15 protein-coding genes and 1 tRNA gene are annotated in these 20107 nt (G+C 39.9%); 10 read left to right on the forward strand and 6 right to left on the reverse strand.

Features of this window, described 5'->3' with window-relative positions:
- Positions 1 to 7 precede the first annotated feature (7 nt).
- Positions 8 to 751 carry a class I SAM-dependent methyltransferase gene (locus ACTIEV_RS04830; protein WP_322196913.1) on the reverse strand — a complete coding sequence of 248 codons (744 nt, stop codon included), beginning with the start codon at positions 749 to 751 and terminating at the stop codon, positions 8 to 10.
- A gap of 83 nt (positions 752 to 834) precedes the next feature.
- Between ACTIEV_RS04830 and glmM the strand changes: the two genes are divergently transcribed.
- From glmM to ACTIEV_RS04845, 3 genes are all read left to right on the forward strand, one after another.
- A complete protein-coding gene (glmM, locus tag ACTIEV_RS04835; protein ID WP_322196912.1) occupies positions 835 to 2217 on the forward strand; it encodes a phosphoglucosamine mutase in 1383 nt (460 codons plus the stop codon).
- Positions 2218 to 2342: 125 nt separating this feature from the next.
- Positions 2343 to 3470, forward strand: coding sequence for a cysteine desulfurase family protein (locus tag ACTIEV_RS04840; protein WP_250685233.1), 1128 nt, complete (start codon positions 2343 to 2345; stop codon positions 3468 to 3470).
- Between the two features lie 95 nt (positions 3471 to 3565).
- Positions 3566 to 4057 (forward strand): hypothetical protein, encoded by a 492-nt coding sequence (locus ACTIEV_RS04845; protein ID WP_322196911.1) that lies wholly within the window; start codon positions 3566 to 3568, stop codon positions 4055 to 4057.
- A gap of 85 nt (positions 4058 to 4142) precedes the next feature.
- Here the strand turns inward: ACTIEV_RS04845 and ACTIEV_RS04850 are convergent, their stop codons facing one another.
- From ACTIEV_RS04850 to ACTIEV_RS04860, 3 genes are all read right to left on the reverse strand, one after another.
- Entirely contained in the window at positions 4143 to 5681 is a 1539-nt protein-coding gene (locus tag ACTIEV_RS04850) for a sigma 54-interacting transcriptional regulator (RefSeq protein ID WP_322196910.1), read from the reverse strand.
- Between the two features lie 101 nt (positions 5682 to 5782).
- Positions 5783 to 6880, reverse strand: coding sequence for a vWA domain-containing protein (locus ACTIEV_RS04855; RefSeq protein WP_250685230.1), 1098 nt, complete (start codon positions 6878 to 6880; stop codon positions 5783 to 5785).
- Between the two features lie 165 nt (positions 6881 to 7045).
- Positions 7046 to 10273: a glycosyltransferase family 117 protein gene (locus tag ACTIEV_RS04860; RefSeq protein WP_322196909.1), complete on the reverse strand. Its 3228-nt coding sequence runs from the start codon at positions 10271 to 10273 to the stop codon at positions 7046 to 7048.
- Positions 10274 to 10875: 602 nt separating this feature from the next.
- On the opposite strand from ACTIEV_RS04860, the gene ACTIEV_RS04865 reads away from it, so the two are divergent.
- The 5 genes from ACTIEV_RS04865 to dinD all read left to right on the forward strand — a co-directional run bounded on the left by ACTIEV_RS04865 (position 10876) and on the right by dinD (position 15330).
- The gene (locus ACTIEV_RS04865; RefSeq protein WP_322196908.1) at positions 10876 to 11394 is read left to right on the forward strand and encodes a hypothetical protein; all 519 of its coding nucleotides are present in this window, start codon (positions 10876 to 10878) and stop codon (positions 11392 to 11394) included.
- A gap of 62 nt (positions 11395 to 11456) precedes the next feature.
- The gene (gene mtaB / locus ACTIEV_RS04870) at positions 11457 to 12728 is read left to right on the forward strand and encodes a tRNA (N(6)-L-threonylcarbamoyladenosine(37)-C(2))-methylthiotransferase MtaB (RefSeq protein ID WP_322196907.1); all 1272 of its coding nucleotides are present in this window, start codon (positions 11457 to 11459) and stop codon (positions 12726 to 12728) included.
- A 281-nt stretch (positions 12729 to 13009) separates the two neighbouring features.
- Positions 13010 to 13963, forward strand: coding sequence for a tetratricopeptide repeat protein (locus tag ACTIEV_RS04875; protein WP_322196906.1), 954 nt, complete (start codon positions 13010 to 13012; stop codon positions 13961 to 13963).
- A gap of 20 nt (positions 13964 to 13983) precedes the next feature.
- Complete coding sequence (locus ACTIEV_RS04880) at positions 13984 to 14352, forward strand: hypothetical protein (RefSeq protein WP_322196905.1); 369 nt, start codon at positions 13984 to 13986, stop codon at positions 14350 to 14352.
- A gap of 132 nt (positions 14353 to 14484) precedes the next feature.
- A complete protein-coding gene (gene dinD, locus ACTIEV_RS04885) occupies positions 14485 to 15330 on the forward strand; it encodes a DNA damage-inducible protein D (RefSeq protein ID WP_322196904.1) in 846 nt (281 codons plus the stop codon).
- A 1045-nt stretch (positions 15331 to 16375) separates the two neighbouring features.
- Here the strand turns inward: dinD and ACTIEV_RS04890 are convergent.
- Both ACTIEV_RS04890 and ACTIEV_RS04895 read right to left on the reverse strand, forming a co-directional pair.
- Entirely contained in the window at positions 16376 to 16879 is a 504-nt protein-coding gene (locus ACTIEV_RS04890) for a UpxY family transcription antiterminator (protein WP_322196903.1), read from the reverse strand.
- A gap of 71 nt (positions 16880 to 16950) precedes the next feature.
- Positions 16951 to 19092 (reverse strand): carboxy terminal-processing peptidase, encoded by a 2142-nt coding sequence (locus ACTIEV_RS04895; RefSeq protein ID WP_322196902.1) that lies wholly within the window; start codon positions 19090 to 19092, stop codon positions 16951 to 16953.
- A 172-nt stretch (positions 19093 to 19264) separates the two neighbouring features.
- Here ACTIEV_RS04895 and ACTIEV_RS04900 point away from each other — a divergent pair.
- Together ACTIEV_RS04900 and ACTIEV_RS04905 are read left to right on the forward strand one after the other, a co-directional pair.
- A tRNA-His gene (locus tag ACTIEV_RS04900) sits at positions 19265 to 19338 on the forward strand.
- Between the two features lie 48 nt (positions 19339 to 19386).
- On the forward strand, positions 19387 to 19989 hold the full coding sequence (locus ACTIEV_RS04905) for a DUF445 domain-containing protein (protein WP_178889087.1): 603 nt from the start codon (positions 19387 to 19389) through the stop codon (positions 19987 to 19989).
- Positions 19990 to 20107 lie beyond the last annotated feature (118 nt).

A 20107-nucleotide genomic window follows, 5' to 3' on the forward strand; every position in this document is an offset into this window, starting at 1 on the left:
TTAAGCATTAATATTTCTTAGCCAGAATAATCATTCTGGGAGATTTACGTACATCATATCTCCCCAATTGGTAATCGCCAAATACTTCCTGTACCTGCATGCCTTGGTAAGCCAGCATATCTGTGAAATCGCCCAATGAAAATTTTGCTACTCGTTCGGTATAAAGATGATGTGGTGTAGGATGTGTGGGATCCGTAATCTGAATTTGTTTAAAGAAATGATCTTCATCCTGCCATTTGCTGATATGAAATAGCACTTCTCCTGCCTGCGTGATGGTTGCTTTTTCTAATTGATCTTCTGCATAATGCACGTTCAGGTAATCAATGACAAAATAACCACCATGTTGCAAACTTTGCGCAACGGTTCGAATGGCGCTATCATGCTCACGGCGTGTTCTGAAATAACCAAAGCTGGTAAAAAAGTTAAATGCATAATCATAATAGTTCACCCAAAAAGGCAAACGCATATCGTGCTGATAAAAATGTAAATTTTCTGCTTCCTGCTCTTTGGCAGCAATGATAGAAGCGGCTGAAAGATCGATACCTGTTACATCAAAACCCATATCCGCCAATGCTTTGCTGTGCCGTCCCTTACCACAGGCAACATCCAGCATACGGGAGCCTGATTTGGGTTGCAGGTATTGAATCAGCGTAGCGATAAAATCCATCGCCTCACGATCGTCCCTGTGCTGATACAATAAATGATAATAATGAGAATTAAACCAATCCCTAAACCACGCTTTATCCGGCATAAAAACACATTGATAGCGCAAAATTACATGAAGCAGCGCTACAAAAATTGAATTATGTTTACAGCCGCAAAATATCAGGCAATATGGCACTCATCAAGAGCATTTCAGGTATCAGAGGAACAATTGGCGGCAAACCCGGCGATACATTAAGTCCACTAGATGTGGTTCGCTTTACCGCAGCTTACGGAACCTGGCTTTCCAAAAGAGCCGGCGACAACCAAAAAGTGGTCATTGGTCGCGATGGACGAATCAGCGGGGAGATGGTTCAACGTCTGGTGGTGAGTACTTTGAATGCACTTGGACTGGATGTGGTAGATCTTGGATTAAGCACGACGCCTACCGTGGAAATGGCTGTTGTTTTTGAAAAAGCAGCAGGTGGTATTATCCTCACTGCCAGTCATAACCCCAAAGAATGGAATGCCCTGAAATTGTTGAATGAGAAAGGAGAATTTATTAGTGGAGAAGATGGCGCAGCCTTGTTAGAGATAGCTGCCAAAGATGATTTTACGTTTGCATCAGTAGATAAACTCGGTGGATATACCGTTAATGAAACAGCACTTCAACAACATATTGATGCCGTATTGGCTTATCCTTTGGTGGATGTTGCAGCTATCAAGAAAGCAAAATTCAAAGTGGTATTGGACGCCATCAACAGCACCGGAGCCATTGCTGTGCCTGCCCTATTAAAAGCTTTAGGCGTTAAAGATATTACAGTATTGAATGGTGAAGTGAATGGAAAATTCGCTCACAATCCGGAACCTTTACCGGAGCATTTAAGAGAACTTTGTAACGAAGTCAACAAACAAAAAGCAGACATTGGTATCGCTGTGGATCCTGATGTAGATCGTTTGTGTTTTGTTTGTGAAGATGGTTCTTTGTTTGGCGAAGAATATACCCTTGTTGCTGTTGCGGATTATGTATTAAAAAACAGAAAAGGAAATACGGTCAGCAATATGTCTTCTACCCGTGCATTGAAAGATGTTACCATTAAACATGGTGGCACGTACACACCCAGTGCTGTTGGTGAAGTGAACGTGGTAAATAAAATGAAAGCCGTAAACGCTGTGATTGGTGGCGAAGGAAATGGTGGCATCATTGTTCCTGATCTCCATTATGGCAGAGATGCATTGATCGGTATCGCATTATTCTTATCGCACATGGCTTTGGAACAGAAATCAGCCAAGCAATTGAGAAACAGCTATCCTGATTATTTCATGAGCAAGAATAAAATTGAGCTCACTGCCGGATTCGATCTCAAGAAAATATTCGAACACATCAAAAAGAAATACAAACAACATCCCATCAATACCGAAGACGGCTTGAAAATAGAGTTCGAGAATGATTGGGTACACTTACGCACCAGCAATACAGAACCCATCATCCGTATTTATGCAGAAAGCAACTCCGAAACCATTGCTGCGAATATTGCCAATAAACTGATTAAGGATATTCAGGAAGTGATGTGATTTTTAGTTGACAGTTGATAGTTGACAGTTGATAGAAGGAAATGAGTGGGTATATATTTCAACTCTGTCAACTGTCAACTAACAACTGTCAACTCATCTTGACCATACTTCCCTACCTTTGCCCCATGGAAAGAATATATCTCGATAATGCAGCTACTACCGCATTAGACCCATTGGTATTAGAGGCTATGATGCCTTATTTGACCAGTCAGTTTGGCAATCCTTCTTCTATTTACAGTTATGGAAGAGAAAGTAGATTGGCCATTGAGAATGCGCGTAAAACCGTTGCGAAAATATTGAATGCACATCCTGCGGAAATCTTCTTTACCAGTGGTGGTACAGAGAGTAGCAATACGGCTATTACAGCAGCAGTTCGCGATTTGGGATGTAAACATATCATCTCTTCCGTGATCGAACACCATGCTACCACACATACTGTTGAATTTTTATACCATACCGGTGAAGCAGCATTGAGTTATGTAAAGTTGCTTCCTAATGGACATATCGATCTGGAAGACTTGGAACGTTTATTGGCAGAGAGTGAAGAGAAATGTTTGGTTACGTTGATGCATGCCAATAATGAAATAGGCAATATCATGGACATCCATGCAGTTGGTGAACTGTGCAAATTATACGGTGCTATTTTCCACAGTGATACCGTTCAAACAGTTGGACATTTTCCTTTTGATCTGCGTAATACCCCTGTGCATTTTATTACCGGTGCCAGTCATAAATTTCATGGTCCGAAAGGGGTTGGATTGCTGTATATCAATGAAAATGTAAAAATCAAGCCTTTTGTACATGGCGGTAGTCAAGAGAGAAATATGCGTGCGGGTACAGAAAATCTGTATGGTATTGTAGGTTTTGCCAAAGCATTGGAACTCGCAACGGCCAACTATGAACAAGATAGCACTTACATCAAAGGGCTGAAAATATACATGATGGAGCAGTTGAAGAAAAACATCAAAGGCGTTGCTTTTAATGGCGATACTTTGGGTCGCTCTTTATATACAGTGCTGAGTGCAAGTTTCCCTAAAACGGAAAAAAGTGAGATGATTCTATTTAACCTCGACATCAACAATATCTGCGCCAGTGGCGGTAGTGCCTGTACCAGTGGGGCTGATCAAGGTTCACATGTCATCAGGGCGATCAATAATAATCCGAATCAGGTAACTGTTCGATTCTCTTTCTCAAAGCACAATACCAAAGAAGAGATTGATCGTGTGGTAGAGCAACTCAAAGAAATGATTTAAGCGGAATTCACATAAACATGTGATGTGGATGAACGGTTACACACAGATGCAGCCATAGTTTAGTTTTGTCTGTCAAGGATTAAATAAAATCATTCATGAAAAGACTTCTACTCCTATTTGTACTTACTGCAAGCATTCATACGACTGTTACCGCTCAAAGAGACAATAGTGATTTACCGCTGCCTCCGGCCAAAAACATCTACGGAGAAATTGGTGGACCCGGTATTCTTTCTATCAACTATGACCAACGTTTCAAAGGCCAGAAAGGTTTAGGTTTTCGCGTAGGAGCCGGTGGAATTGGATTTTTAACTTCAGGAGTATTTGCAATCCCTGTTGGACTCAACTATTTATCGGGAAGCAATGGTCATTATTTTGAACTGGGAGCCGGAGCCAGTGCACTCACTGTTACCGATGGGGAAGATTTCTTCGAAAACAGTTCTTCCACCGTTTTTGGCTACTTCAATTTTGGATATCGTTATCAGCCAGAGAAAAATGGATTCACGGGCAGAGTATTTGTCTCTCCCCTCATCACAGGCGCAGGAGTCTTCCCTTTTTATGGAGGCATCTCTTTCGGATTCAAATTCTAATAAAAAGAGGCTGTACCAAAAATCTGATACAGCCCCTCTTTCTTGTACTATCTACCATGGACCATGGACTATTAGCTATGAGCCATCAGCTATAATCTTCCTCCTCATCCGCCACATCAAAATTCATCTCTCCAAGATTCATCATACTTCCAATCAAGTCTTTGAACTCTATCCTACCCTCAATCGTTTTCTTACTGATGAGTGAATAAGCAGCCAATCCATGCAACACAAATTCCATCAATAAGGCATTTTGATCCTTACTGGCTTGAGGAAAATACTTTTTTACAAAAGCGTACAACCCATCTACTTGATATAAAGCATTGATTCGGGCTTCATCTTTCATATCCATTAACAGATCCACATGGTTTCCACCATCAAACCAGCGGATAATGGAGGTATAAGGATTCTCCGGCTCTTTTTCTTCCACTGATTTTTTCCCAGCACTCCTTTTTTTCTTGATCTGATCCGGATTCGGGAAGTATTGTACAAACTGTGAACGGATGGCTTTGTCTACCAGATTCAACGCTACCTGATAAGGTCCCTCCTGCTCTCCTTCATACACCAGTTCTATCTTTCCCGTGATGGCCGGGATAATACCACTCAGGTCACTGATCCATATTTGGGTTTGTTTTTCTTGATGAATCAAAGCCCTTCTTTCTGCACTGCTCACCGCATTCTCAAAAGCTGCAATGGTTAAGCGGGCACTCACCCCACTTTTTTTATCTACATACTCATTGTTACGTGCTTCAAAAGCAACCTGCTCAATCAATCGTTTCACCAAATCACTTACTTCTACTTTTGAAGCCTGATCTGCAGGTATTCTCGCTTCCTGCTCGGTAATCGCCAGTGAATTTTCAATGGTTTTGGGATAATGGGTAAGTATCTGACTTTGTATACGGTCTTTCAAAGGTGTTACAATACTGCCTCTGTTGGTATAATCTTCCGGATTAGCGGTGAAGATGAATAAAATATCCAGCGGCATACGAAGTTTGAAACCTCTGATCTGAATATCGCCTTCTTGTAAGATATTAAACAGCGCTACCTGAATTCTTGCCTGTAGATCCGGTAATTCATTGATCACAAAAATTCCTCTGTTGCTTCTCGGAATGATTCCATAGTGAATCACTTTCTCATCGGCAAAACTCAATTTTAAATTTGCTGCTTTAATGGGATCAATATCACCGATCAAATCGGCCACACTCACATCAGGTGTGGCTAATTTTTCTCCATATCTTTCGCTTCGGTGCATCCATTGGATCGGGGTATTATCTCCATGTTCTGCAATCAGGTCTTTGGCAAATTTACTCATGGGTTGCAGCGGATCGTCATTTACTTCTGAGCCGGCAACAATGGGAATATATTCGTCCAGCAAATCCACCATTTGTCTGGCCATTCTTGTTTTTGCTTGTCCTCGCAATCCGAGAAAAAGCATATTGTGTCTGCTCAATATGGCCCGCTCAGTATCAGGAATCACGGTGTCCTCATACCCAATGATGCCTGCAAAAGGATTTTCCTTTTCTTGAATAGAGCGAATCAGATTTTCTCTGACCTCATCTTTTACGGAACGTGATTGATAACCACTTTTCTTTAATTCACCTAATGTGTTGATGTGCTGTATCTTCATTATGTCTTTTTCTTATTTGTGAAATGCTTTTTTGAAGTCAATAATTTTGAATCTTTTTTAAACAAAGAGAAAGAAGAAAAGAGATTGCGCAGAGTCGCTCATTAATAGACAGTTCTCCTTTTTCCACTTTCGAAATCTTTGAAGATAAATGCTCCCAATTTATCTAAGCTGGCAAAAAATGCTTTGCCATTGTTCATTTCGGTAAATTCTTGTACAAAGCTTTGCAGATAAGGATCCGAAGCAATCATAAAAGTGGTGATGGGTATCTTCAATTTTTTACATTGTGCTGCCAGATTGATACACCTGTTCACTACTTTTCTGTCTAACCCAAAACTGTTCTTGTAATATTTTCCCCCAATCTTCAAACAAGTGGGTTTACCATCTGTGATCATGAAAATTTGTTTGTTTGGATTTTTTCGTCTGCGTAAAAGATCCATTGCCAACTCCAATCCGGCAACCGTATTGGTATGATAGGGACCTACTTGCAAATAAGGCAGGTCTTTGATCTCAATACTCCATGCATCATTTCCAAACACTACAATATCCAATGTGTCTTTCGGGTATTTGGTCGTGATCAACTCACTCAATGCCATTGCCACTTTTTTTGCCGGCGTGATGCGATCTTCCCCATACAAAATCATGGAGTGAGAAATATCGATCATGAGCACGGTTGATGTCTGCGTTTTGAAATCGCTTTCTCTGATTTGAAGATCTTCTTCCTGCATCGAGAAACTCTCTACTCCTCTATTGATCTGTGCATTCCTTATACTCTCTGTAAAATCAATTTGCTCCAACATATCGCCAAACTGAAAAGGTCGGGTATCCGGATTGATCTCATCACCCTGTCCGGGTTTAAAAGTTTGATGATTGCCCTGTCTGCTTTTCTTCAATTTCCCAAAAATCTCTTCCAGACTTTTCTTCCGAATGGTTTGTTCTGATTTGGCGGTGATGGAGAAACTTCCACTGGCCGGGTCTTCAGATAAATAACCATTTTGCTTGAGGTCTTCAATAAAATCCCCCATTCCATAATCGTTATCGGTAAGCTTGTATTGTTTATCGAGTTCGTTGAGCCATTGTAAAGCTTCTGAAGCATCGCCATTGGTATAAGTGAGTAGTTGCATGAACAGATTCAACAACTGTTCAAACTTGGTTTGACCATTCTCATTCGGATCAAAATGTATAAATCGATGTCCTAGCATGTGTATGCAATTTAACAAGCAAACGAACAGGATGGTTTGCGATATACGTAAAAGAAATTGCTGGTCAGGCGATCAGCAAAGGCAGGAGTTTATAATATGGATAAAAGAAAGCCCCGATTGGCGATATAACCAATCGGGGCCTTATGATATCATTCCGGTAAGCGATTATTTTTGAGCAGCCGAATCAGCCGCCATCATTTTACCGGGTATTTGCAATTTTGGATTGTAAATCGTTTGCATTTGTGAGATCGCCTGCAAATAATTCTCAGACCCACGCTTCTCAGCTTCCATCAGTTCGGCTTTGCGGCCTGTTAATGAATTGTAGAACCTGATCTGTTGTTCCAAGTCTTTTTTCACCGAATTGGATACTTTGTTCGCTAAAGCCGTATCTCCTGCCAGATAACAAGCTTCTAAGAATAACAATGAATTCCGATTATGTGAGTTACCTCGACTCGCCATACCATAAGGCATGTTTTCATCCAGCATCATTTTATCGATCTGGTTCAATACTTTTTTAGCATCTTCCTTACGATTCTTACTCGCCAGATCCAATGCCAGATCTGCATAAGCCGTACGCAGCGTATTCAACTGGCGACGGTTCTCTTCATCGAAATATACACCCGGTACATTCGCACTACCAAACTTGAATTTGTTGGTTACTTTATCAAGCATGAAATCAGTATTCACACGATCATTCTCAACAGGAACCAGTCTGTATGTCAAACCATCTCTACGCAAGAACTGCTCAAAGCCCATATTTTCCAGTGATGGAGATGTGAAATAAATTGGACGCTGCCACTTATTCGCTGCAATGATGTTCAATACTGCCAGATCATTCTTCATCAAGGTATTTCTACCGATTTCAAAACGAAGCTCATTCACGATACTATCAGTAGCGTTAGCCGTTCCATTCTTAATAACACTCTCACGATCAACAGGAAGAGACACTTTTTTCACCGGATAACTATAGCTGTTCTCTGGATTATCTGCTCCTACATAGTTTTTCATAAGATCATACAGATCGTAATAACGATTCTCCGGAATATTCGGATCAGGTCTGTATTCAATATAATCACGCTTACCACCTTCAATTTGCTCAGCAGTCCAGATCACATCTATCGGAGCACTTTCATTCACTTTATAACGCAGTTGATTGATATACCAATCGATACCCAATAAACTATAGTTGATCACTCTTACATCTCGTCTAATACCTTCTACTTCCTGAGCATACCAAAGTGGGTAAGTATCGTTATCACCAAAAGTAAATAAGATGGCATTTGGCGCACAACTTTCTAGGTAATCACGAGCTATATCGGGCGCTACTGTTTTCTTGCTTCTGTCATGATCATCCCATTCTTGCTGAGCCATCAATACCGGAACTGCAAGTAAGCAAATAATTGTAGCCAGCATTGCACTCATACTCGCTTGCTTCACGGCTTTGTTCAACCAGTCACCTACTTTCAATACACCCAATCCAATCCATACCGCAAATGCATAGAAGCTACCTACGTAGGCATAATCACGCTCACGAGGCTGGTAACCGGGTTGATTGAGGTAGAGTACAATGGCGAAACCGGTGAAGAAGAACATAAGGAAGTTTACACCAAAATCATCCCCACGTTTCTTGTAGTGGTAGAACAATCCCAATAATCCCAAAATCAATGGCAGCGCAAAGAGTTTGTTATTGGCTTTGTTGTTCTTTAAAGAATCAGGCATCAGACTTTGATCTCCATAAATCACTTTATCTACCACCGGAATACCGGTGATCCAGTTACCATCACGTACATTGCCTGTAAAGAGACCTTGGTTATCGTTTTGCTTACCGGAGAAGTTCCACATGAAATAGCGGAAATACATCCAGTTAATTTGATAACCAAAGAAGAATTTAATATTATCAGCCTGATTGGGTTCGCGCTCCCAACTTCCATCATTCATTCTATTAATGCCTAAATAAAAAGCATAGTAGTCCTGATGGTTTTGATCATTATTGATATCCCATACACGAGGAAATACCATTTTATCTTCTGCCGCAAATACATATCTTCTGTCTTCGCCTAAACTGATGTATTGATCTCTTGCTTTTTGATAACGCGTACCCGTTGTCTTCAGATCAATCGGACGAGAAGTGAATTTTTGTCCATACAGCAATGGAAAATCGCCATACTGCTCACGACCCAGATACCCGACCAAGCTGATCGGATTATCTACATTGTACATATCTACCGATGGATTGGCATTACTGCGAATCATGGTAGTTACATAAGTACTGTATCCGATCAGCATGAAAGTGATACACCATAAACCCAAACGTAAATAAGCCCAGTTCTTACGAGCTGCATATTTTAAACCATACCAGATCAATCCGGAGAGTAACAAGAAGAAAAATGCGAAACCTGAGAAGAATGGCAATCCGAAACCGTTGACAAACCAACGGTCAAACGTACCGGCAAACTTTACAGTGTATTGAATGACTCCTACCTGTACTACCCCTGTGATTACACAGGCCAATACAAAGAAGATATAGATACCGCCATAAATGGCTTTTTTCTGTTTATTCAATCCTTCCACCAAAAACAGAAGACCGATGGCTGCTGCAGTACCAAGAATCATTAATCCGGCCAGTGTACTGTCCATCGAAGGATTTCTATCTGATACTTCTCCTTTCGCTGCAACCAGTGCACCAATAAAAGCCAGTACCCCACCAATCGCTACCAAGCGCAAAAACCATTTACGTAATAGGTCATATTTGAAATTATCGCGCTTACGGAAATAATACACCATTACGATGGCCGGAATGGTCAAAAGGTTCAATAAGTGAACGCCGATGGAGAGACCCATCATAAAGAAGATGAAGACGATCCAACGATCAGCTCCGGGTTCATCGGCATGGTTTTCCCATTTCAAAATGGCCCAGAAAACGATGGCCGTAAAGAAAGAAGACAATGCATATACTTCCCCTTCAACAGCGCTGTACCAGAAAGAATCACTGAAGGTATATGCCAAAGCCCCTACAACACCTGCGCCCATAATACTCCACAATTGTGCACCGCTAATGGTATCTGTGGTTTTAACACTCACGATTCTGCGGGCAAAATGGGTGATGGTCCAGAACAGGAATAAAATGGTAAATCCACTGGCTAGTGCACTCATGACATTCACTGCTTTTGCAGCGGCCATGGGATTATCGCCAAAAAGAATGATGAATATGCGACCCAATATCACAAACAGAGGTGCACCGGGTGGGTGCGGAATTTGCAGACGGAAACAACTGCTCACAAACTCGCCGCAATCCCAAAGACTGCCACCGGCTTCTGCGGTTAAAATATACACGGTACAGGCAATGAAACATACGACCCAACCGACCAGATTATTAATACGGGTAAACTGCATATTGGTTTTGGTTTTTAAAGACTGGCAAACATACCTTATTAATGCTAAAATTGAAAATGGGAGCCTGAGAATCAGTTTTTTTAAGAAAATGTTAGTAACCAAGTCTGTAAATAATCATTTTAAAGTGAATAATCAGTAACGTGTTGTACTATTTAAAATCACTCTAATTGTCAAAACTCTATATTACTCCTGGGCCGAATGGCCCCGTCCCTTTTCCTCCGCCTCAGGCGGACATTGGCCTCAGATCATCCGCCGCGGCGGATGATCTGTCTTCGCTGCGCTTGACACCGACCCCAATGAGGCCCGTCCACAGGGACTGATTAAAAATTATTTATTTTAACATCCTTATGTTTTGCAGTTTTTTTATGTCTCTTTATTTTCTGATTTAGAATTAAGTAGAATAAATACGAACATTTATCACTATTGTTTCAATTTACCGGCCTTTTAAAAAAAAGCAAACGGAGGGAAAGCCTTTAGTGACGATATTGAGAGGTTCAAATACCTAATCCGACTCTGATTATATAAATAGCACAACACGATAAACGGCAGATAGAATCCCATATTACAAGCAGCGAAAAAGCGAACATTTTTCTCTATAATTCATGACCCGACTATTATCATTTTGTTTGTTTTTTATCAGCAGTATGCCCCTTCAGGCACAAAAGAAAACAGCGTTCTCAATAGTGGGGTCGCTCCATCAAACCCAATATGATATTAGTAAGAGCCAAAATGCATTTGGACTGGGGATTGGGGCAAAATTCAGTTATAGACTTGCCCCGAAACTACTTTTGGATGCAGAAGTAAGTAAAGCCCTATTCGGAGGTACCAAAGAAATGGTTGTGATCAATGGGAAACCGCTTAATCCTAAATATGGAATTACACATAGGTATTTGGGATTGCAATATCCCATTATTTTCCCATTGAGTCTGGCATCGCATTGGGGACATTATTCATTGGATGGCGAGAGTCATCATGGGTTTAGACAGTCTGCCTTATTGGCTTTTTCTAAAAAGGAAAAAATACACCTGAGAATCAGTTTTGATCATGTTTTTCAGGACCATGAATTGATGGAAGGTGACTGGGGTTATTGGAGTTTCGGACTTGTAGTCAGGCTTTTCTGAGTGGGGCAAACGGGTTCTTTCAGGCTATGCAGAATCATCTTTCCTTCCTACCTTTGCGGCCCATGAGTCAGAAGCGTAGCGTTGCATTTCACACCTTAGGTTGTAAACTGAATTTTTCAGAAACTTCTACCCTTTCCCGTATGTTGGAACAGGAAGGTTTTGAGAAAAAAGAGTTTGATGATCTGGCAGACGTGTACGTGATCAATACCTGCTCTGTAACCGATAACGCGGATAAAGAATGTCGCCAATTGGTAAGACGCATACAGCGTCGCAATCCGGAAAGTTTTGTGGTGATTACCGGTTGTTATGCACAATTAAAACCCAAAGAAATTGCTGAGATACCGGGTGTAGACTTGGTATTGGGTGCTGCAGAGAAATTCAATATTGCTTCGCACATCAGTGAATTGGCCAAAGGTGACCCTACCCGTATCTGCAGCTGCGATATTGAAGAAGTCAGTGGATTCAACGCTTCTTTTTCTCAAAACGACCGAACACGTACTTTTTTGAAAGTGCAAGATGGCTGCGATTACAACTGTTCTTTTTGTACCATTCCCATGGCGAGAGGCAAGAGCAGAAGTGACAGCATTGAAAACGTGGTTAAGCAAGCGGAACTATTGGCAGGTAATGGCGTGAAAGAAATTGTATTAACCGGTGTGAACCTTGGCGACTTTGGTAAAGGTCCGGATGGTGGCAGACATGAAGAAGACTTTTATGCGCTGATACAAGATTTGGACAAAGTGCAAGGCATTGAACGCTATCGCATATCCTCTATTGAACCGAATTTACTGACCAATGATATCATCACTTTTGTAGCCAACAGTGATAAATTCATGCCCCATTTTCATATCCCTTTACAAAGCGGCAGTAATGAGATTCTAGGACTGATGCGCAGAAGATACAAACGCGAACTCTATGCTGAACGTGTGGCACTGATCAAAAAGCTGATGCCACATTGTGCCATTGGTGTAGATGTGATCGTTGGCTTCCCGGGTGAAACCGATGCCCATTTTCAGGAAACTTTTGATTTTCTACATGCATTGGATGTTTCCTATTTACACGTATTCACCTACTCAGAAAGAGACCATACCAAAGCATTGGAAATAAAACCCGTAATCCCCATTCCGGTAAGAAATGAACGTAACAAAACACTGCGTAATCTTTCTTACATGAAAATGCAATACTTCACAGAACAGCACCACGGACAAACCCGTAAGGTTTTATTTGAGGCTTTTGAAAAGAATGGGATGATGGAGGGGTATACTGATAACTATATTCGCATTTCAACGCCGTATAGAAAAGAATGGGCGAATCAAATAGTAGATTGGCGTGTTTAGTAGTAACTGATGGCCTCTTTGCTTTTTAAAAATTTGTGCTTATTCTACACTTATTGATGCCCTCCCCTTGGCATTGTAACATGGAGATTTGAAGAACTAAAAAGACAAAATGAGCATTGCTGTTTTTGCCTTAATTATTTCCTGTTTTCTGGTTAAGGTGTTGATTTTCAATGTAACGATTTTATTGTATATGTGTGGCGGCTTGCGTATATTTATGAGCTGTGTGTCACCTTATGACACTTCACGATTACTAATAACATCCTAAAAATTTGCACAGTAAAATGTTTGGGCTATTTAATAAAGACAAGTTTTCTTGCGTAGGTGTTAATCCAGACGCTGATTGGTCACACATGGACTCAATAATCACGCCAATGGAGCTTCATCAGTATCTCAAACCTAAAATTTATACAAAAGACGAAATCAAACAGATTCAAGAAAAGCTGAATGAAAAAGGTATTCCTTATAAAGATATTCTAAACGAATTTAATTGGGTTTCTGAAAAACAAGCCGCTACCTGCAAGACAAAAAGTTTCTCATTAATTCAACTAATTTCAGCGGTAAGAGAAGAATTTGAAACATCTAAACCGCATATTGAGATTTACCAAAAACATATTGCTCCCTCCATTATTAAGTCACTTTCCCTGAATTCATCCAATCTAAAATATGACATTGAAAATGTGGAAAGCGAATACTTAGATAGAGGCGTTATCGTACCACTTCATTTTGACAGGGTTCTCGTTCTTGACAGCAAAATTGAGGACGAAAAAACAGGTAAGGTTTTCAGAAATTTGGAAATAAAAGAAAAGTTAGAACCATTTAGCCTTGAACCTAACGCATATCAAAAAGTAGATATCATCATTGAAACAATTTTAGAAAAAATCGAAAGCGGTGAAACAAACATTGAAGATGATGAAAATGAATTGATGGGAATCCTTTCCGATAATGAAACATTAAAAGGAAGATATGCCGAACTAAATGGTTATTATCATTTAGGATTATCAAATTTTAAAATCGGCCTAACAGAAAAAGCAGAAAAATATTTTGACATACTGATTAATCTCCAATCAGACATTTCACCTTTGACAATTGCAAAAGCCTTTCTTCGTCCTATCGGAGAACTGTATGAGGAAAGAAATATTACGGCAAAGGCTTTGCTTTGGTATAAAAAAGCAATCGAGTATTTTCCAAACATTGGACTAAAGAAAAAAATCAAAGAATTAGAAACAAATCCATAATTCAAATAAAATCTTCAAACTTGAATATTAATTTAGAGAAGTTGGTCTTTCTTGAAATGACAAATAATCAAATGGCATTGTTGCCAAATAAAGACTACTATGAAACCTTCAAAGCTCTTTCAGAAAATGAGAAGAAATATTTTGGTTCTCTTTCGAGACAGATTCATAATATTTGGACACATATTAACACCCAATCAATCCCGAATGTATTTACAAAACAAGCTGACACAATTGTTGAGTACCATGAATGTGTTGAAAAAGTAGACCAGCTTATCCTTAAATGTCATTATGACTATGGCACAACTTTGAAAAGAACAATGAATGAAAAGCTCAAGGAAGCAATAATCAAATTTTTAGGCAGAGATTTTTACGACAACAATTTCGAATAAAAGGCACAGAATGGTTTTACAAAAACGACCAAGTGTGTAGAAAACTTCTAAAATGGCTCAACCAATACGCTACAGAAGCTTATTCTATTAGCTGACTGAATAATTGATAATTTTGAGAATAACAATCAAGGAATGAAACGGGAAATTATATCACAACTTCACAGCAGTTTTGAATTAGCAGTTAATGAAACTGATGGTGTTGAATATTGGTTTGCAAGAGATTTGCAGGAACTCTTAGGCTATTCAAAATGGGAGAATTTCATAAAGGTTATTGATAAAGCAAAAATAGCCAGCACCAACGCAAAGCAGGAAGTATCAGACCATTTTCTTGACGTCAGGAAAATGGTTGAATTAGGCTCTGGAGCTAAGAGAGAGATTGAGGACATCATGCTTACAAGGTATGCCTGTTATCTCATTGCTCAAAATGGCGACCCCCGTAAAGATGAGATTGCATTTGCAATGAGCTATTTCGCTGTTCAGACAAGAAAACAGGAACTACTTGAACAACGTCTTAAGGAATGGGAACGATTAGAAGCAAGAGAAAAGCTAACTATTTCAGAGAAAGAATTATCTGGACTTATTTTTCAAAAAGGAATTGACAATGTAGGTTTCGCCAGAATAAGAAGCAAGGGCGACCAAGCACTATTCGGCGGCAAGACAACATTAGACATGAAAGCGAGATTGGGCATTCCTGACAACAGACCACTTGCTGACTTCTTACCGACAATAACCATTAAGGCCAAAGACTTTGCTAACGAATTGACGAATGTAAATATTCGTAAGGCTGACTTAAAATCTGAATCTGCAATTACAAATGAACATGTCAAAAATAATCAGGACGTAAGAGGGCTGTTGCTGAAAAGCGGTATTAAGCCGGAAAATTTACCGGCAGAAGAAGACCTCAAAAAAATTGAAAGGAAAGTGAAATCGGAAGACAAGAAACTTCTGAAAGAAACAAAGAAGTTGAAAAAGAAATAAGCCAACGCATTTACAGGCACATTTGGAAGACAAAGAAGGGCGTGCCACTAACATTGAGAGTTAACTTTTGGAAAGTTCCGAAACACCTAGGGAGTCCTTTGGACTTTCCAAAAGTTTCGCATGGAGTTAATCATGCCATTTGTTTTTCCGACCAATAGGTTTGGTGTGTGCGTTCGCAGTCTTCTCAATAAAAAACAGTTTTGCAGAACGTTAAAAAAACTAGTCCCTTTGGAAAAGAATACAACAATGTTCGCTCAAGTACTTAGTAAACCCTCCAAAAGTTGTCGCACAATAACCAATGGCGACTCAAGCTCTTTCCGTATATAAGCAATAGTATCTTCAATACATCTATGTATTTTCTTTGAGTCTTGTTCCCCTTTGACAAGGTATAGACTATCGTTACCCTTTAATTGATGTACAGATACCCCTCCGTAGTGTAGAAGAGCTCTCGAAAGAGTAGTGGACGATAGTCAAATGAACATCGAATGAATAACGGACCTATAACGGACTTGTAACGCACTTATAACGGAGGAAAAGCGCAGCAGTACTGATACTTTAAATAAATTTAATATATTTTATTCAAACTGATATTATGGTCCATCAAAATAATCTTTTACAGTTCAGCGGAAGTGTTGGAGAAATGGTTCATTACGAACGCAATGGTCAATTTTTTACGTGTGAGAGTTCATCGAAATACACTTACCACTATCGTTTTATTGAATGATTATTTGAGTAGATTTACCACATGGGGAACATCAAACTTTTTGAAAATAAAAAGGTACGTTCCGAGTGGAATGACCAGGAACATCAATGGTATTTTTCTATCATTGATGTAATTGAGGTTTTGACAGAAAGTCCAAGACCTCGAAAATATTGGAACGCACTTAAAACCAAGATATTAGAAGAAGGTTATGAGGAGTTGTCCCAAAATCTGGGACAACTGAAAATGCGAGTTAACTTTTGGAAAGTTCCGAAACACCTAGGGAGTCCTTTGGACTTTCCAAAAGTTTCATATTCCTACTCACTACTCACTACTGACTATTCACTATAACGGAGATAAATATTCCGTCGGAAACTCCACCACCATCACCTGCCCCAAACTTTCGAGTTTCACATATACTTTTTTCTTACCCCCTCTGATCACAGTGCCTTCATTCCCCATGAATACGCCGTGATTGACCATGATCTTCATTTCAGCTTGATAACCCTCTTCACTTAAAATAGCCAGACTGGCATCTTTTTCGGCGAGGTATTTTTTGATGGTCATCACTTCTTCATCTTTAATCACTGCCGGCTTGCCGAGATAATAGACGAAATTCAATACCCCATCTGTCATTAACACTTTGGTGCGTTCAGAGTCGTCAATATGTACAAAGACGTAGGATTTAAACAGCGGGTCTTCGATGATTTTTTTGCGGTCGCTCCATTGGCGTTCCACTTTCTGTAAGGGACACCAACTCTCAATTCCCTTGCGCACCAATAAGCTGTCAATTTTTTTCTCCCATCTGGGTTTGGTGTATAAAGCGTACCATTTTTTCTCAGGTTCCATGTGCTCACTTAGGTCTTAAAAAGAAACAGGCATTACAACTGTAATGCCTGCAAACATAGTAAAAATCATGTCTATTTTACCGCAGCAGTGGCTTTTGTAAACTCTGATGAGAGTCCGGTCAGCACTTTCACAGTTTCTCCGATATGCATATCCGTTTTCAAAGCTCTTAACCAAGCCTGATAGCGCTCCCCTTTGTTTTTATCCGGATTATTGAAAAATTTATCCTGATCGCTCACAGCAGGAACTATATTCATTTCTTCTTTTAGTCTCAACAAAGTATTATTCTGTGAAACCGTTGAACGAATGCGCTTTTGTAAGGACTTGTATTTATCAAGATTCAGACTTGCCGGTTCTTCGTTCAACTTAGACAGCCAAATCAAATTATCTTTCAACAGATTGAGTGAAGAATTCTCTTTCACTCTTTCGTTTTCAGCTTGTATTACCTGATCATGTCCATAGTCTTTGTGCCAGGTTAGATACGTGGCTTTCTCTATCTGATCCCAAGGCAATGCATGGGGTACATCTTTCTCGCGAATCTTCAAGTACTCATAACTATCCGGCAGTACAATATCCGGTTCAATACCTTTTAATTGAGTAGACCCTCCATTGATACGATAAAACATTTGGAAAGTGAGTTTTACCGCACCCATATCTGTTCTTCCGCTATTGAAATCTACAACCTTACCAAAAGGCACTGTTTTTTGTACTGTACCTTTTCCATAGGTAGAAGTGCTACCAATCACTACCCCTCTCCTATAATCCTGAATAGCCCCTGCGAAGATCTCACTCGCCGAAGCACTCAATTCATTCACCAATACAGCCAGCGGACCATCATACAAGGTACCCGGACGCTGATCACCATATACATTCGCTTTACCATCTCTATCACGTACCTGAACCACAGGACCTTGGTTGATGAACAAACCCACCATTTGTATCACTTCATACAAGGAGCCACCGCCATTGTTACGCAGATCAATGACCAGTCCGTTGATATTTTCTTTTTTGAGTTTAATGATCTCTTTCGCAACATCTTCAGAACAACGATTGCCGTTTTCTCTTTCATAGTCTGCATAAAACTCAGGCAACCAGATATAGCCAATCTTTTCTTTGCCTTCATTCACTACAGCACTTCTGGCAAATGTTTCATCCAATACAATTTCATCTCTTTGTAAAATGATGGTTTTGATCAGTCCGTCTGATTTTTTTACGGTCAAGCGAACTTCTGTTCCTTTGTTACCACGAATCAATTTTACCACATCTTCCGTAGCATAGCCTGCCACATCAACAGGTTCTGCCGCTCCTTGTGCTACTTTCAGGATCACATCATTCACGGATAATTCTCCTGATTTAAATGCAGCACCACCCGGTTGTATCGAGGCAATTTTTACACCATAATCATCTTCTGTTAATTGTGCACCGATTCCATAAAAACGACCGCTCATCTGCTCATCAAAAGATCTTTTTTCAACCGGAGCAAAATAGTCGGTATGCGGGTCCATCAAACTGGTGACAGAATTGATATAGGTATTGAAACGCTGTTCTTCTTTGATCGTGTTTTTGATGCGATCAAATCTCTTGGTCATTGCCTTGAGTACTTTTTCACGTGCTTCTTTTTCCAGCTCCTCATCGGTCTTTACTTCAAAATCTTTTTTGCCTTTGTTCTGTTCACGCTGTTCTTGTAACTCTACAAAACGTTCCAGTGTATAATACTTCAGTAATTTTCTCCAACGATCTTTTTGTTCAGCTTCATTGGCTGCATATCCGAGTTTGTCGGAATCCAGCATCGCTGTTTCATCCACTGAAAAATCAAAGGGCTTGGATAAAATTTCTTTGTATAAAACACCAACAGCATTCAAACGCTTTTCATAGATCAATCCGGCTTCCGGTGCAAATTTGATTTCTGCACCTTTGATCTCATCATCCAGCGTCAATTCATGTTTTTTCAGCGCGTTGATGTCCGACTGCAGAAAAAATGATTTATCTCCATCCAGATCATCTAAATATTTCTGGAATAGTTTTTTGGAGAAATCGTTATTGATATTTTTTGGACTGTAGTGCTGCGACTCTAATAAAGACCCTACTGCAGACAATAATCTTTGTCTTTGCGAAACCACTACATCCGTATAACCTGAGGATGTATAACGGAATGCGAAAAAAAGCGCACCGAATAATACAACGGTGAGCAATACTAAACCTTTTCTACTCTTCATAAATTCCTTGAATTTTTGCATGATTCTATCCAAAAATAACTGAAAACATCACTTGTTCCGCTCTCTGTAGAACCAATTAACAAAGGTTTTGATGAACGGTTGGCTTAAAAAAAACAGCCTTGAATGATGTATAAAATGCTGTTTTACCCTATTTTTGCACTCCCATAAAACGGAGAGCGTAGCTCAGTTGGTTAGAGCGTCAGTTTGTGGCACTGAAGGCCGTGGGTTCGAGACCCATCGTTCTCCCTCGAAAACCTATACTCCTAAGGCGTATAGGTTTTTAAATTTCTATACATGAGTTATATCCTTTTTCTGATTCCGGTTATCTCTGCATTCATTGGTTGGTTTACCAACTGGATCGCCATTAAAATGCTGTTCCACCCCAAAGAGCCTAAAAAGATATTGGGGATTACCATACAGGGCATATTTCCGAAAAGACAACAACAATTCGCTGAAAAACTGGGTAAACTGGTAAGTCAGGAGTTATTGTCTTTTGCTGATATCCAACAAAAACTGGTGCATCCCGATAATATACAGAAGTTAATGCCGGTAGTAGAAGAACATATTGATCAGTTCTTACGCAAGAAACTGGCAGAAGAAATGCCTGTGATCAGCATGTTTATCGGTGAAAATACAATTCAGCAGTTGAAAGGTATTTTCATGAAAGAACTGGAAAGCCTGTTCCCTGTGATCATGCAGCGCTATATGGGTCATTTACAACAGGAATTAGATCTGGAAAAAATTGTCACCCAAAAAGTAGCTGCTTTCTCCAGCGATAAATTAGAAGAGATCCTTCAGTCTATTTTATCCAAAGAATTCCGTTTTGTGGAGCTGATTGGTGCCGTTTTAGGTTTTATCATCGGTTTATTACAGGTTTTATTGACGCTTTTGACATAGTCACCGAATAAAACTATGGTATCACCGAGAATACCCCTATTGCCGGTACGCTGGCTTCAAACTTTACCCCTTTAAAATTGTCTTACTACCGTCTGTATAAACAAACAGAAGTTCCCGA

Source organism: Sediminibacterium sp. (assembly GCF_051861365.1).
Classification (GTDB): Bacteria; Bacteroidota; Bacteroidia; order Chitinophagales; family Chitinophagaceae; genus Sediminibacterium.

Excerpts from the sequence above, each read along its gene's own strand:
- ACTIEV_RS04830 (WP_322196913.1), bottom strand. The coding sequence starts at position 751 with ATGCCGGATAAAGCGTGGTTTAGGGATTGGTTTAATTCTCATTATTAT.
- glmM (WP_322196912.1), top strand. The coding sequence starts at position 835 with ATGGCACTCATCAAGAGCATTTCAGGTATCAGAGGAACAATTGGCGGC.
- ACTIEV_RS04840 (WP_250685233.1), top strand. The coding sequence starts at position 2,343 with ATGGAAAGAATATATCTCGATAATGCAGCTACTACCGCATTAGACCCA.
- ACTIEV_RS04845 (WP_322196911.1), top strand. The coding sequence starts at position 3,566 with ATGAAAAGACTTCTACTCCTATTTGTACTTACTGCAAGCATTCATACG.
- ACTIEV_RS04850 (WP_322196910.1), bottom strand. The coding sequence starts at position 5,681 with ATGAAGATACAGCACATCAACACATTAGGTGAATTAAAGAAAAGTGGT.
- ACTIEV_RS04855 (WP_250685230.1), bottom strand. The coding sequence starts at position 6,880 with ATGCTAGGACATCGATTTATACATTTTGATCCGAATGAGAATGGTCAA.
- ACTIEV_RS04860 (WP_322196909.1), bottom strand. The coding sequence starts at position 10,273 with ATGCAGTTTACCCGTATTAATAATCTGGTCGGTTGGGTCGTATGTTTC.
- ACTIEV_RS04865 (WP_322196908.1), top strand. The coding sequence starts at position 10,876 with ATGACCCGACTATTATCATTTTGTTTGTTTTTTATCAGCAGTATGCCC.
- mtaB (WP_322196907.1), top strand. The coding sequence starts at position 11,457 with ATGAGTCAGAAGCGTAGCGTTGCATTTCACACCTTAGGTTGTAAACTG.
- ACTIEV_RS04875 (WP_322196906.1), top strand. The coding sequence starts at position 13,010 with ATGTTTGGGCTATTTAATAAAGACAAGTTTTCTTGCGTAGGTGTTAAT.
- dinD (WP_322196904.1), top strand. The coding sequence starts at position 14,485 with ATGAAACGGGAAATTATATCACAACTTCACAGCAGTTTTGAATTAGCA.
- ACTIEV_RS04890 (WP_322196903.1), bottom strand. The coding sequence starts at position 16,879 with ATGGAACCTGAGAAAAAATGGTACGCTTTATACACCAAACCCAGATGG.
- ACTIEV_RS04895 (WP_322196902.1), bottom strand. The coding sequence starts at position 19,092 with ATGAAGAGTAGAAAAGGTTTAGTATTGCTCACCGTTGTATTATTCGGT.
- ACTIEV_RS04905 (WP_178889087.1), top strand. The coding sequence starts at position 19,387 with ATGAGTTATATCCTTTTTCTGATTCCGGTTATCTCTGCATTCATTGGT.